This is a genomic window from Arcicella rosea, from assembly GCF_040543805.1.
Lineage (GTDB): Bacteria > Bacteroidota > Bacteroidia > Cytophagales > Spirosomataceae > Arcicella > Arcicella rosea.
This window is the reverse complement of record NZ_JBEUMS010000004.1, coordinates 55,128-69,137: the sequence shown is the minus strand read 5'-3', so window position 1 is coordinate 69,137 and position 14,010 is coordinate 55,128. Positions and strand designations below refer to the sequence as shown.

Sequence of the window (14,010 nt, the reverse complement as noted above, 5' to 3'; positions counted from 1 at the left end):
TCATTTACTATGAAAAAACTTTTACTTTTATTATCCATAATCCTTATTTCTATTTCATCTTTTTCGCAAAAGATTAACGAATCCTTTCAGTTTAATATCAAAAAAACCGACACAAAAATCAAAATTGATGGTGTTCTTGATGATGAAGCTTGGAGTAAAACAGATATTGCTAAAGATTTCTGGATGATGACGCCAATGGATACTTCACAAAGCTTAACACCCACCGAAGTACGCCTTACTTATGATGATAACTTTTTATATATCAGTGCCATTTGTCACGAAAAAATTAAAAATAAAGGATTTGTCGTAGAATCTTTGAAGAGAGATTTCAACTTTGGAAATAATGATAATTTTTGGTTTATCCTTGAACCTTTCAATGATTTAACTAACGGTTTTGTCTTCGGTGTAAATGCTGCAGGTGCACAATTCGACGGCATCATTTCTGAAGGAACTAATTTGAATGCCAATTGGGACAATAAATGGTTTTCGGAAACCAAATACTTAGGCGACCGCTGGATTTTTGAAGCAGCCATTCCGTTTAAAACACTTCGATACAAAGCTGGCGTAACCAAATGGGGGATGAATTTCAGCAGATTAGATTTAAAATCTGGCGAGAAATCTACTTGGGCAAGAATTCCAAGACAGTATTTCAGTATCACGCTTGCTTATACGGGAACGATGAATTGGGAAACCCCTCCTCCTACTCCTAAAAGTAATATCTCAATCATTCCTTACGCTTTGGGTGGAACAAGTAAAAATTTTCAAGATGGTTCAGCCACAAGTATCAGAAAAGATGTTGGTTTAGATGCTAAAATCGCTGTTTCATCAGCCTTGAATTTAGATTTAACGGTCAATCCAGATTTTTCTCAAGTAGATGTCGATAAACAAGTAACCAATTTAAGTCGATTTGAATTATTCTTTCCTGAACGACGACAATTCTTTTTAGAAAATGCCGACCTCTTCAATAATTTTGGTTTGAGCAGTATTCGTCCTTTCTTTTCAAGAAGAATTGGCTTAGGAGTACCCATTAATTATGGCGCTAGATTGAGCGGAAAAATCAATAATAACCTCAGAATCGGTGCGATGAATATCCAAACTGGAACAAGTGATTTGGATAATCGTCCGGGACAAAATTTTTCGGCATTGGTACTTCAACAGAAAGTATTTAGTCGTTCGAATATCAGTATGATGCTTTTAAATAAGCAGTCGCTTAATTATGATGAAATTATCAATAAAGGCTATAATCAATACAACAGAAACTTTGGTTTTGAATACAATTTAGCTTCAGCAAGTAATTTGTGGACGGGCAAAGCCATGTACTTAAAATCATACAGCCCAAATACAAAAGGCGATGATTTTGTGAGTGCTTTTAATGTGTATCATAATGGTTTGAATTTCTTTGGAAGTATTCAATACGAATATGTTGGAAGCAATTATAATCCTGAAATTGGCTATGTTCCTCGTGTTGGTTATCATAAAATTGCGATGCCATTACAATATAATTTTTATCCGAAACAGAAAGAAAGTATTGTTCAATATCATGCTCCTGCCTTTACTTCAAATACTTATTGGAATACAGAAAAAGTGCTGACCGACTTTCAACGCCAATATTATTACTTGGTTACTATGAAAGATAGAAGTAGTTTGACTGCTTATTATGAAACCAATTATATCAAGCTTCCACGCCCTTTCGACCCAACTAATAAAGGAAGTGATGATAAATTAGCTGTAGGTAGCGAACATCGTTTTAGTTCTTTTAATCTTAATTATTTATCTACCCCAAGAAAAAGATATACTTTTGGTTTTACTGGAAGTTATGGAAGTTATTTTGGCGATGGAAAACTACTCAGTATTTCAAGTGATTTTGGTTATCGTTTCCAGCCTTATGTGAGTTTATCAGCCAATATCAATTATGTTGATATTAGTGATGTAAAAATTCCTGTGAAAGACCAAGCTGATAAAATTGTGAAATCAAATTTTTGGTTAGTTAGTCCAAAAATTGATATTACTTTTACCAACAAATTATTCTGGACAACCTTTATTCAGTACAACGAACAAGTACAAAATGTAAATATTAATAGCCGTGTGCAATGGCGTTACAAACCAGCCTCAGATATATTTTTGGTTTATACCGATAATTATATTCCCGGAAGTTTGAACATTAAAAACAGAGCAATCGTCTTGAAATTTACTTATTGGTGGAATTTGTGATAAGCTAACAGCTATGAGCGGTGAGATTTGAGTTTTTTATATTGAAAGACACAATGCTCACTGCTCATAACTATTAGCTCAAAACTAAAAAACAAAAAGCTCGAAGCTAATGGCTTAAAGCTCACAGCTAAAATATGAAACCCAAAATCACCATAGAATACTGCCCAAAATGTAATTGGCTGATGCGTTCGGCTTGGATGGCACAAGAATTACTGACAACTTTTGTTGAAGAATTAGGCGAAGTAAGTTTACGCCCAAGCGAAGTGTCTGGGCGTTTTCAAGTTTTTTTAGGAAATGAAGTAATTTTTGATAGAAAAAGAGAAGGACATTTTCCAGAAGCAAAGGAACTCAAACAAATTGTTCGAGACCTTGTTTGTCCAGAAAAAAGCTTGGGACATTCCGATAAAAAATCTACTTAAAAAAATACATTGCAATAGCAAATGATAAAACTGATGCCGCAAAACCAAACATAAAAACAGTATAAGATACCCTCAAGTATTTATATTTTATGCCCAATACTTTGCCCAAATAATAAATATCACGAGTCATACTGGCATAAAGGAAATCTGAATCATTCATCATTTCACGCATTCCCCATTCATAATCGGTCAATTCCATTTGGTGAAAATTACCAAAAAAGAGTAAGTTTGCCTTTTTCTCTTCAATATCTTCACGAGTAAATCTACCAGAAGTAACATTTGGACGAACAGCCAAAATGGCAAAAATAGTAGCGACTAAGCAAACAATTGTCAATAAAGCTGTTGGTAAAATCAAGTTTGGCCAATCCTCCAATTTTCTTGCCAATACACTGAGAACCAACGAAATAATAATTGAATTAACCGAAATCATTATGTTGGCTTTGTTATCAGCCATAGCAGAAAGTTGAAAATGGTTTGTTGATGTTGTTCTAAACATCGTTTCTATTCCACGGTCTGGTTTTTTCAGTTTTTCGGTTTCTTTTCTGAGTTTCTTATCAAACTTACTTTCGTGAATTTCTGAAATAGCTGGAATAGGAATTTCAAAATTACTTTCTCCTTGAAATTCAGCCAATTTCAATATACCTTTTTTCAAATTTTCTTGTTTTGAAGCTTCAAAATGTTCACGAGCGTATTCTGTAAAATAATGATGATTTTGAATTAATTCTACTGTCGATTCCCACCATTTCTTTTCTCCAATACTTTGCAAAATAGCACAAAATTCCACCCGCAAAGCTTCAGAATAATTCATAAAATCAGGTGACCCCAAATGTGATAAATCGGCATCACAAAGAATCATTTCCTTTTCATTCTGCGGATTTTGAGGCATTTTTGTTGCTTCAATGCAGCCCAAAACTTTGTTTATACGCTTTTCAGGAACTTCTAAGCCTTCCAAAAACGTTTTCGCCATAAGTTTGCTTCTATCCTCATGTTTGATACATCCTTCTTGGTAACCGACATCATGTAGCCAAGCAGCAATCAGAATCGTTTCCAACGCTTTATCTGAAAGGTCAGAAGCTTTACCAATTTCCTCCGAAACTTTTACCACATGTTGGGTATGTCCCAAATTATGATAAATCAATTCCGAAGGTAATTTCTTTAAAATTCCTTCAGCATATTCTTGTACCTTTATGAGCAATTCCGTTTGCATAATATACTTAAAACATTAAAATAAAAGCATAATGATCTCTTCCAAAACTTTAATTCTACTAACTTTCGTTCCATTGTCGTTCTTTTCTTGTGAAAGTAAAAACAAACACCAAGAAAAAGACATCAAACAAGAAGATTCTGAGGCATTTAAGCTTCAGTATGATTTTGAAAATCCTACTGAAAAAATCGTTCTACCGAATAGTCTTCAAGAAATTTCTGGACTGTCATTTTATAAAAATAATCAATTGGCTTGCATTAATGACGAAGAAGGCAAAGTTTTTATTTTCGACTTTGTAAAAAAAGAAATTTCACAGACAATTCCCTTTGGCAAAAAAGGTGACTATGAAGGCGTTGAAGTAATTGGAAATGAAGTATTTATACTGAAAAGCAATGGCATGATTAAGAGCTTTAAAATTGGTGAAGCTTTTGAAAGAGAAATTGATTGTAGCGACCCAGACGTAATTGAATATGAAGGACTTGGCTATGACCCCAAAACTGGAAATTTACTATTAGCTGCCAAGCAAAGAGTAAAAGATGTTGATAACAAAAAGATGATTTATGCTTACGATTTCAACAGAAAAGTATTGTTTAAATCTATTGCCATTCCAGAAGAAAAATTAGTAGGAAAAGATGGCAAAAAAATGTTCAGACCTTCAGGAATTGCAGTGCACCCAATCACTCAGCAAGTTTTTATTATTGCTTCACAAGGGAAAAAACTCTTGATTTTATCAAAAGACGGAGCCAAAGAAGCTTTAGTAGATTTGAGTCCTTCACTTTATAAACAACCAGAAGGCATTTGTTTTACGCCTGATGGAAATCTATTTATTTCATCAGAAGGCGATGGTGGCGATGGTTATATCTTGAAATTTGATTATAAAAAATAGATCGTAACAGTAAAACAAACGAGCTATTACAATCAAATCGCTGGACAACTCATAATTTATAATTCACAATTCATAACTATTAACAAGTCCATTACTAAGCCTCCATCTTTATCAACCAAAACATATATGAAGACAGCTCTCAAACAGAACATTGTTACAGGCTTTAGTCTATTACTTTCTATCTTGGGGAATGCAACATTGGGCTACAGTCAAACCACTCCCAATTACTCTATCTTTTTAATTGGTGACGCTGGTGAACCACCAAAAAATGGTGCAAACCAAGTACTAACGCCATTAAAAAGACAAATGCAGAAGGCTGGGAAAAATTCTTCTATTGTTTTTTTGGGAGATAATGTTTACCCAAAAGGTTTAAGTAATCTTGATGAACCCAATCGAAAAAATGATTCCACTCGTTTAGCAGAACAATTAGCGATTTTAAAAGATTACGAAGGAAAACCATTTATCATTCCGGGAAATCACGATTGGCAACAAGGTGGGAAAAAAGGTTGGGAATATATTAAAAATCAAGAAAAATTTGTTTCTGATTTTTTGAAAAGAGAAGATGTATTTTTTCCGAAAGGAGGCTGTCCTACGCCACATGAAGTAGCCCTGAATGACCAAGTAACGGCTGTTATTTTAGATACACAATGGTGGCTTCATCCTTGGAAAAAACCAGAAGCAGAATCTGACTGTGAAGTAAAATCACTACAGGAAATGCTAGTAAGTGTGAATGATATTTTAGATAGAAATCGGCATAAAAAAGTGATTGTGATGGGACATCATCCCATGTATTCGCACGGTTCTCATGGTGGATATTTCACTTTAGAAGACCATCTTTTGCCTTTTCATGAATTAAACGTACACATTCCATTACCTGTTCTGGGTTCAATTTATCCATTGTATAGAACATTAATTGGTGATATTCAGGATATTCCACACCCGAAATACAAGCAAATGCGTGATGGATTGGTCGGAATTTTTAAGCAGTACAAAAATGTAATTTATGCCAACGGTCACGAACATAATTTGCAATTGATTCAAAGAGATTCTATCAATTATATTACTTCTGGGGCTGGTTCAAAAAACACGCCTGTGAAAATGGGCAAAGATTCAAAATTTGCGAGTTCACAAATTGGTTTTGCTCGTTTAGATTTCTTCGATAATAAAACAATACTTACTTTTTTAGGTGGCGATGGCGAAAATGGCAAAGAACTTTACAGCACAGAAATATTATTGAATACTAATGCTATTGACCCAAAAGATTTACAAACTGCCAAAATACAATCAGAAGGAATCGTCCCTAACCCAAATTATAAAGCGGGTAAACTCAAAAGTTTTTTATTAGGTAAAAATTATCGTGACATTTGGACGACCGCCATCAAACCCAAAACGATAGATTTTGAGCAAGAGCAAGGTGGATTGAAAGTAATCCAAAGGGGTGGTGGTTTTCAAACGCTTTCATTGCGTTACCAAAATCCAAAAGGCGAACAATTCGTTACTCGTTCCGTAGAAAAATATCCAGAAAGAGCCGTTCCTGAAGCCATTCGTAGTCAGTTTACGACCGATATTGTTTCAGACCAAATTTCTGCTTCCCATCCATTTGCGGCGTTGGTGGCTTCGCATTTAGCTGAAGCAGCTGGTGTTTTGCACACCAATCCTTCTTTGGTAATTATTCCTGAAAGTAATGTTTTAGGAAATTACAAACGACTTTTCACAAATCAATTAGCACTTTTTGAAGAAAGACCAGAAGGTAGTTTTGCTGGTTATAAAAAAATCCAGAGTACACAAAAGGTGGTTGAAAAACTCGCAGAGGACAATCACAGTAATATTGACGAAAAAGAAGTAATCAGAGCCCGATTGTTAGACATGCTTATTGGCGATTGGGACCGCCACGAAGACCAATGGCGTTGGGCAGGTTTTGAAAACAAAAACGACAAAGGACTTACTTATAGACCGATTCCACGTGACCGTGACCAAGCTTTTTTTGTCAATCAAGGGCTTTTACCAACTATTATTTCCAGAAAATGGATTTTGCCTAAAATTCAAGGTTTCGATTATAAAATTCGTGATGTAGCGGGTTTGGCATTCAATGCTCGTTACTTCGACCGCTCGTTTTTGACACAATCTTCAGAAAAAGATTGGCTTTCGATGGCAACAGAATTACAACAAAAAATTAGTGATTCAGTCATTGATTCAGCAGTGAGTCATTTTCCAAATTTCCCTGAACATTCTGCTATTATTGCTAAAAAACTAAAACAACGTCGTGATGATTTAGCTACTTATTCGAAAGAACTTTATGAATTTTTAAGTAAAGAAGTTGATATTTTAGGAAGTGATAAAGACGAGTATTTCTTTGTCAATCGATTAGAAAATGGCGAAACCAAAGTAACTGTTTTTGACCAAAAGAAAAATGGAGAAATTGGCAGAATACTGTATGAAAGAACATTTGAGCCAAAAATTACCAAAGAAATCAGAATTTGGGGATTAGATGGTGAAGACAATTTTCAAGTGCTAGGCAAAGCCAACAAAGGCATCAAAGTACGCTTGATTGGAGGAAAAGGAAAAGATATTTTTAGTGATTCTTCGGCTGTAGCTGGCTTAGGAAAGAAAACTTTTATTTACGACAAAAAAGACAATACAAGTTTATATTTAGGTTCAGAAGCCAAAGATTTAACAAGTAAGAAAAAAGCTGTAAATGATTATAACCGTGAAGCTTTTAAATACGACAGAATAGCTCCGCTTGGTTCTTTTGCCTTCAATGTTGACGATGGAATTTTTATTGGAACTGGGTTACAATGGACTCGTCAAGGTTTTAGAAAAGACCCATTCGCTTCACAGCACATTATTTCTGGAAATTATGCTTTCGGGACAAATTCATACAATATTTTCTATCAAGGAGAATTTATGGATGTAATCGGAAAAACAGATTTTGAACTAAAAGCTAATATTCAACAAGGTGGTTTGGTTGATAATTTTTTTGGCTTGAGTAACGAATCTGAATACAAACAAGAAAAAGGTATTGATTATTACAGAATTCAGTATGAAAACGAAGAGATTACAGCACTTTTCAAAAGTCGATTTAATAAATTGACTTTATATTATGGAGCTATCAAAAACGAATGGCATATCAAAGAAAATCCAAAACGTTTTATTCATGAATTTGCACCGACAGGCAATGAAATATATCAAGACAAGTTTTTTATTGGTTTAAAAACTGGATTTGTACTTGATAATAGAGATAACATCATTTTTCCAACAAGAGGTATTTTATGGAATTTTGATGCTACTTTACAAAGAGGTGCAAACGACGTAACAGAAAATAAATATGCTAATTTAAAAACGGATTTATCGTTTTATTATACTTTTAAATTACCAGCAGTTGTTAGTTTGGCTACTCGTTTCGGTGGTGGGATGAACCTTGCTGATTATGAATTGTATCAAGCCAATTCCTTAGGCGGTTTAAGTAATATCAGAGGTTACAGGCGTACTCGTTTTTCAGGAAAATCATCTTTCTACAACAATACAGAAATTCGTTTGAAAGTTATCAATATTAAATCATACTTATTTCCAGCTTATGCGGGCGTACTTGCATTCAATGATGTAGGTAGAGTATGGAATCCAAACGAAAATTCAGAGAAATGGCATCATGGCTACGGAGGAGGTATTTGGGTTGCTCCGTTCAACATGGTTGTGATTACTGGCATGTACGGAATAACTGAAGAAAGTAATTTATTTTCAGTAAAAGCTGGATTATTTTTCTAAAAATAAAAAGGAGGGAAATTCAAGTCCCTCCTTTTTATTTATGCTAATTTCCATAAAAACATTTCATTTTCCATTCCTTTCAACTTAACTGAACCTACTTGAACAGTATCAATTGGAATCGCTGAAATTTCATCCATTACTTCTTGGCTAATCAATAATTGAGATTGGTATTTTTTATTCAATTGTTCAATTCTTGAAGCCTGTATCACCACATTTCCAGTAATATTATATTGTTGACGAGTATCTGTTCCGATATTTCCAACAACAGCATCTCCTGTATGAATTCCAATGCCTACACCAGTATTAGGAATCGTTCCCATTTCATTCATTTTACTGATTTTCTCAATGATGCTCAAACCAGCTTTGACAGCATTTTCAGAAGGATTTTCTAAAGGAATAGGCGCTCCGAAAGTAACCATACAGCCATCGCCTAAAAATTGGTTAACAATTCCATTATATTCATTGACGGTATTCGCCACAACTTCAAAAAAAACATTCTGATAATTCATTACTTCATCGGCAGTGTGCTTATCGGCATACACAGTAAAGTTTCGAATATCCAAAAACATAATACTTACTTTTTGATGTTTGGCTTTTAAAATACCGTTTTGTTCTAACATTACTTGCACGACTTCTGGCGAAACTTGCTGACCAAACATTTCAACGATATGTTCTTGTGTTTCCATTCTTTCTATCGAAAGTTGAATACTTTTACGGATTTGCATCGCCACATAACCAGCAGATAATCCTCCAAAAACCAACGAAAACGTTTTGAGCAAATACGAAAACATCTGTTTCGTGTAAATATCATGTTCGGAAACAATTGTACCCGATTCTATCAAATGATTACTCAGAAAAAAGTATTCAACTCCTGCTAACAGTCCAGTCCATAAAGACACAGCAAAGCTTAAACGTAAAGTAGAAAGAATGATAAAAATAAAATAGATATACACCAATGGGGAAAGGACTATCAGAATAGGATGATTATATTCTTGACTCGCAAAATACATCACCAAAGTAAGTAAAGTAATTTCTAAGGAAGCATTACCAAACTTTGCCACCAAAGGCATTTGGCTCATTACTTTTAAAAGGTACTTCATTGATATCCAAACCGTAAGTTCGTAGAAGGTCATGAATGCCAAGTACAAAAATATAATTTGAGGAACATTTTCATGCCCATTCAAGTAGTTTAATTGATATACAGTTTTGGCAAACAAAGCATAAGAAAGAAAACTAATTGAAAAAAAAATCAATAAAACGCCCGCCCTTTGTCGTTCTCTACGAATATTTTCTTGCTCGAATTGTTTATCAAAATAGGTTAATACGGGGTTCTCTGAAAATAAAAATCTCTTCATCTACTAAATTATAATAATCGTTTAATAGAAATATAACAAATTTGCAGTAAAATAACTCCATTAAAATAAAACTTTATAAAATCTTTTGCGTTTGCTTAGATGGAGAACTCCTTTCAAAAATAACTTAAACTGATTTATCAAAATGAAAAAATTACTTTTATTAGCCTTTTTTACTGTTACAGCTTTTATCAGCAATGCTCAACATGAGGCAATGGCTGACACCAAATCAAAACCTTCTCCACCAGCTTCCACTTCTGCGACAATCGGAGAAACTACTTTAACAATCAATTACAGTCAACCTGCGGTAAAAGGACGTAATGTTTGGGATGGAAACTTAGCGCCTTTTGGCAAAGTTTGGCGTACAGGAGCAAATGAGGCTACAACTTTTGAAGTAAGTAAAGATGTTACAGTACAAGGACAAATATTGAAAGCTGGGAAATATGGTTTATTTACAATTCCTGGAGAAAAAGAATGGACAATCATTTTCAATAAAGTTGCTAAACAATGGGGAGCTTTCAAATATAACGAAGCCGAAGATGTTTTAAGAGTAAAAGCAACGCCAAAAGCTAACGACATGATGGAACGTTTTACCATCAAAGCAGAAAACAACGGCGACGTAACGTTGATGTGGGATAAAGTTGCTGTTGCTTTCAAAGTGAAGTAATTATCTCTGTTAAAATTTACTCTGCTTGTTTGCCGTAGAACGCAAACAAGCTTTTTTTATATAGAAACTTATCATTTTATTCACTCATAATAGCACATTATCGAATTTGATGATAATTTCATAAGCGATTTTTAATATTTTTGATTAGCTTTACAATGCTTATAGATGTAAATACTTACCTTTAAAAGTGAAGATTTAATTACAAAAAAAACGCTTAATTATTAATTGGTAATTGTTAATTGTTTCCTGTTACTTATCTTTACCACATTAATCAATCATTAACCTTAATATGAAGAAAGTCCTGATTGCCGAAGATAGCTCAGTTATCCAGAACCTTGCTAAGAAGATTTTAGAATTTCAAAATTTCGAAATTCACTCTGTTAAAAACGGGCAACAAGTGTTAGATGCTCTTGAAAAAGAAGATTTTGACATCATTTTGCTAGATATTAATATGCCCGTAATGGACGGCATGGAATGTGCTAAAGCAGTACGTAGTTTGAAAGATGAAGCGAAAGCAAAAATACCAATGATTGCTATTACTGGTAATGCTAGAAACTATTCAATGGAAGATTTCAAAGAAGCTGGTTTTGATGATATGCTTGCTAAGCCTCTTAATTTTGATGCTTTAGTAGCACAAGTAAAATCACTTACTGAATAGTTATGAAAATGAATTATGAGTTATGAAACTGTAATTTCTATCATTATATATTCATAACTCATAATTGATACTTCATCATTTTATGAGAATTACCTTCCTAGGCACTGGAACATCGCAAGGAGTACCTGTCATTGCTTGTGGTTGTGAAGTTTGCCAATCTCTCGACTTCCGTGATAAACGTCTTAGGGTTTCTATTCACCTAGAAATAGCCGACAAAAGTTTTGTTATTGATACTGGTCCAGACTTTAGGCAACAAATGCTTCGTGAACGCATTCACAAGCTTGATGCTGTAATTTTCACCCACGAACACAAAGACCATACAGCAGGATTAGACGACGTTAGAGCCTACAATTTCTCTCAAAAAAGAGATATGCCCATTTATGCTCGTCCGTCAGTTTTAGAGCAAATCCAACAAGAATTTGCTTATGCTTTTACAGCAATAAAATATCCTGGCACTCCGCAAATTACACTCAACGAAATTCATAATACGCCATTTGAGGTAGAAGGGATTACCTTCACTCCTATTGAAGTATTGCATTTCAAACTTCCAGTTTATGGATTCAGAATTGGTGATTTTACATACATTACAGACGTAAACTACATTTCTGATGAAGCTATCGAAAAAGTAAAAGGCTCTAAAATTGTAGTAATTGGGGCTTTGCGAAAAGAAAAACACTTATCACATTTTACTTTGTCGGAAGCAGTAGAAGTACTCGATAAAATTCAACCAGAACAAGCTTACATTACTCATATCAGCCATCAAATGGGTTTACACCGTGATGTTGATGAAGAACTTCCTGCTTATATTAAATTAGCTTATGACGGGCTAAGTGTTACTTGTTAACTTATAATAACAAAGTATCTACACGATGTGCATGAACCATTCTTTCACAAGGCGACCATGAAAAAATTGTAAATCTTCCATCTTGCGAAGCCACCAAAGCAATAGCATCACGTTGGTCATAAACAAATTGAGCAGCTGAAAGATGTCTCGTTCCTCCATTCTGTACTGGATGTACCACCTGAGGTTCATTTCCTAAAATTGGCTCAGTTACTAAAATTGCTTCAAGCGCTTTGCCAGAGGGTGAACGCCCTATTTTTGCTCCAAAAGCCAATACTTCAAATTTATCGTTAATAATTGTAGCTCCATCAACGGCAGTAAGCCCTGCAACTCCATTAATCGCTTGATTGAGCTTACTTTGAAAAGCATAATTCTGCAAATCAATTCCTTTATGATTCAGCAAAGAAAGTCCTGCAAAAACAGGTTGTACAGAATAAGTAATTGGATATATTATCGACGAACGCCAATTATCATGCTGTGAAGGCACAATCAGTAATGCTCCTCCTCTTTGGTGCGCTCGCATCGCAACAGCCAATTGTACTAATACGTTCAGAGAGTCATTCCAAGAAGAAGGTGAAGCTACTCCTATCATCGAACCAATTAAGGCAGGACAATCAGGCAATGCGCTACTGTTTTCATCAATGATTTTAATCTGATCGCCCTTCAAAACCGCCACATTGATAAATTTGCCAAAACCATCTGTTCTTCTATGTTTTACAACTAACAAACCCGGCTCAACTACTTCTAAAACAAAACATAAACCCGGAATACTGGTGGTTGTTCCCCAAATATATAATTCATCGTTTTCAATCCAAACGCCAAGATGAATACCAGCATGTTCAACAGAAGGTGCTAATTTGGTTAACACATTAGGATTAAACGATAAGCTATTTTCAAAAATAAGTGGTTGTTCAGCTAAATGTGGTGGTAAAAAAGCGATGGAAATTTTAGGGAAACGTCCTTCCTCACGACGAAGACTTGCCCAAAAAGTAGTATCAATAATTGATTCTATTACCTGATTACTAGGAATGGGTGCAAGGACTTTCCCATCATGATTAATCGCTTTTTGATGATGAAATATAAAATGGCTTTCAACAGTTTCAGAAACCATTTGAGCTGCTTGGTAAGTAGTGGTGGTCGAAATCATAATTAATTTTTTGGCTCTCTGAAAATAGTTCTATACACAAATTGACACTTATCTCTTCAACTATTAATTTTTGGCTTAGGTTCAATGCTTTAAAATAATGTGATGAAGTATCATTTTTTATCAAAAAAAAGCAAAATTATCATCTAAGTAGATTCTATTATTTTTCTCTAAAATTCGTCTATTTTTCTAATTTTTAACCAAAAAACGCCTATTTTTTGATGAATTTTCAAAAACGAGCTAAAATTTAGTTTTTATTTTTCCTTAAAATTTCGGAAATTAATAATGAACTTACTTTTTTCTACTTTATGAGCCTTACACAACCAACCAATACAAACGAAAATGCTGTTGTTCTTGACGAATTAGATTTCGCTATTTTAGGTCAATTACAAGAAGACGGACGCCGTTCATTTACGGACATGGCCGAAAACTTAAAAACCTCTGCCAGTACTATCCGAAGCAGAGCAAGTAAACTCATTGAAGATAAAACCATCCAAATTGTTGGACGTGTAAATACTGCAAGAGTAGGCTTTCATGCTTATGTGCATATTAAAATTTCTGTTCGTCCAGCCAACCTTATCGAGTCGGTGGCTGCTCAGCTTCAAGAATTTAGGGAAGTAAGTTTTTTAGCAGTTACTTCTGGCGATTTCGATATTCAGGTAGATGTGATGTGTAGAGACAATAATCACTTATTGGAAGTAATTAATCAACGTATTCCGAATATTGAAGGAGTGTATCAAACTAAAACGGATATGTATATCAAAATCCTAAAGTATTCACAGCCAGATTTAGGCTTATTGAACAAACCCAAATAAAAACTCATGACAAAAAAAATGCTTTCCAGTATTCTGAAAAGCATTTTTTTT

The 14,010-nt window shown here is 34.3% G+C and carries 11 protein-coding genes; 8 read left to right on the top strand and 3 right to left on the bottom strand.

Translation table 11 applies throughout. The features are described from left to right. The first annotated feature begins 9 nt into the window (after positions 1–9). On the top strand, positions 10–2,211 hold the full coding sequence (locus tag ABID42_RS06555; protein ID WP_367282954.1) for a DUF5916 domain-containing protein: 2,202 nt from the start codon (positions 10–12) through the stop codon (positions 2,209–2,211). Positions 2,212–2,345: 134 nt separating this feature from the next. Beyond that, positions 2,346–2,630 (top strand): Rdx family protein, encoded by a 285-nt coding sequence (locus tag ABID42_RS06550; protein WP_367282953.1) that lies wholly within the window; start codon positions 2,346–2,348, stop codon positions 2,628–2,630. On the opposite strand, the gene ABID42_RS06545 is transcribed toward ABID42_RS06550, so the two are convergent. Continuing rightward, on the bottom strand, positions 2,623–3,837 hold the full coding sequence (locus ABID42_RS06545) for a Pycsar system effector family protein (RefSeq protein ID WP_367282952.1): 1,215 nt from the start codon (positions 3,835–3,837) through the stop codon (positions 2,623–2,625). The two genes, ABID42_RS06550 and ABID42_RS06545, sit on opposite strands and share 8 nt — an antisense overlap. A 31-nt stretch (positions 3,838–3,868) precedes the next feature. Between ABID42_RS06545 and ABID42_RS06540 the strand changes: the two genes are divergently transcribed. Together ABID42_RS06540 and ABID42_RS06535 are read left to right on the top strand one after the other, a co-directional pair. Then, positions 3,869–4,720, top strand: coding sequence for an SdiA-regulated domain-containing protein (locus tag ABID42_RS06540; protein WP_367282951.1), 852 nt, complete (start codon positions 3,869–3,871; stop codon positions 4,718–4,720). Between the two features lie 126 nt (positions 4,721–4,846). Next, on the top strand, positions 4,847–8,482 hold the full coding sequence (locus ABID42_RS06535; RefSeq protein ID WP_367282950.1) for a BamA/TamA family outer membrane protein: 3,636 nt from the start codon (positions 4,847–4,849) through the stop codon (positions 8,480–8,482). A 38-nt stretch (positions 8,483–8,520) separates the two neighbouring features. Here the strand turns inward: ABID42_RS06535 and ABID42_RS06530 are convergent, their stop codons facing one another. Beyond that, positions 8,521–9,837: an adenylate/guanylate cyclase domain-containing protein gene (locus tag ABID42_RS06530; protein WP_367282949.1), complete on the bottom strand. Its 1,317-nt coding sequence runs from the start codon at positions 9,835–9,837 to the stop codon at positions 8,521–8,523. A gap of 142 nt (positions 9,838–9,979) precedes the next feature. On the opposite strand from ABID42_RS06530, the gene ABID42_RS06525 reads away from it, so the two are divergent. The 3 genes from ABID42_RS06525 to ABID42_RS06515 all read left to right on the top strand — a co-directional run bounded on the left by ABID42_RS06525 (position 9,980) and on the right by ABID42_RS06515 (position 12,003). Continuing rightward, complete coding sequence (locus ABID42_RS06525) at positions 9,980–10,501, top strand: DUF2911 domain-containing protein (protein WP_367282948.1); 522 nt, start codon at positions 9,980–9,982, stop codon at positions 10,499–10,501. Between the two features lie 289 nt (positions 10,502–10,790). Further along, complete coding sequence (locus ABID42_RS06520; RefSeq protein WP_323260162.1) at positions 10,791–11,159, top strand: response regulator; 369 nt, start codon at positions 10,791–10,793, stop codon at positions 11,157–11,159. Positions 11,160–11,241: 82 nt separating this feature from the next. Further along, positions 11,242–12,003, top strand: a complete 762-nt coding sequence (locus tag ABID42_RS06515) for an MBL fold metallo-hydrolase (protein ID WP_367282947.1) — start codon at positions 11,242–11,244, stop codon at positions 12,001–12,003. 1 nt (position 12,004) lies between these two features. Here ABID42_RS06515 and ABID42_RS06510 read toward each other — a convergent pair whose 3' ends face one another. Next, positions 12,005–13,147: a putative sensor domain DACNV-containing protein gene (locus ABID42_RS06510; protein WP_323260158.1), complete on the bottom strand. Its 1,143-nt coding sequence runs from the start codon at positions 13,145–13,147 to the stop codon at positions 12,005–12,007. Between the two features lie 305 nt (positions 13,148–13,452). Here ABID42_RS06510 and ABID42_RS06505 point away from each other — a divergent pair, with 305 nt between their 5' ends. After that, on the top strand, positions 13,453–13,959 hold the full coding sequence (locus tag ABID42_RS06505; RefSeq protein ID WP_323260156.1) for an Lrp/AsnC family transcriptional regulator: 507 nt from the start codon (positions 13,453–13,455) through the stop codon (positions 13,957–13,959). The last annotated feature ends 51 nt before the right edge of the window (positions 13,960–14,010 follow it).

Coding starts and splice junctions, on each gene's coding strand:
- ABID42_RS06535 (WP_367282950.1), top strand. CDS start 4,847: ATGAAGACAGCTCTCAAACAGAACATTGTTACAGGCTTTAGTCTATTA.
- ABID42_RS06545 (WP_367282952.1), bottom strand. CDS start 3,837: ATGCAAACGGAATTGCTCATAAAGGTACAAGAATATGCTGAAGGAATT.
- ABID42_RS06515 (WP_367282947.1), top strand. CDS start 11,242: ATGAGAATTACCTTCCTAGGCACTGGAACATCGCAAGGAGTACCTGTC.
- ABID42_RS06505 (WP_323260156.1), top strand. CDS start 13,453: ATGAGCCTTACACAACCAACCAATACAAACGAAAATGCTGTTGTTCTT.
- ABID42_RS06510 (WP_323260158.1), bottom strand. CDS start 13,147: ATGATTTCGACCACCACTACTTACCAAGCAGCTCAAATGGTTTCTGAA.
- ABID42_RS06540 (WP_367282951.1), top strand. CDS start 3,869: ATGATCTCTTCCAAAACTTTAATTCTACTAACTTTCGTTCCATTGTCG.
- ABID42_RS06530 (WP_367282949.1), bottom strand. CDS start 9,837: ATGAAGAGATTTTTATTTTCAGAGAACCCCGTATTAACCTATTTTGAT.
- ABID42_RS06525 (WP_367282948.1), top strand. CDS start 9,980: ATGAAAAAATTACTTTTATTAGCCTTTTTTACTGTTACAGCTTTTATC.
- ABID42_RS06555 (WP_367282954.1), top strand. CDS start 10: ATGAAAAAACTTTTACTTTTATTATCCATAATCCTTATTTCTATTTCA.
- ABID42_RS06550 (WP_367282953.1), top strand. CDS start 2,346: ATGAAACCCAAAATCACCATAGAATACTGCCCAAAATGTAATTGGCTG.
- ABID42_RS06520 (WP_323260162.1), top strand. CDS start 10,791: ATGAAGAAAGTCCTGATTGCCGAAGATAGCTCAGTTATCCAGAACCTT.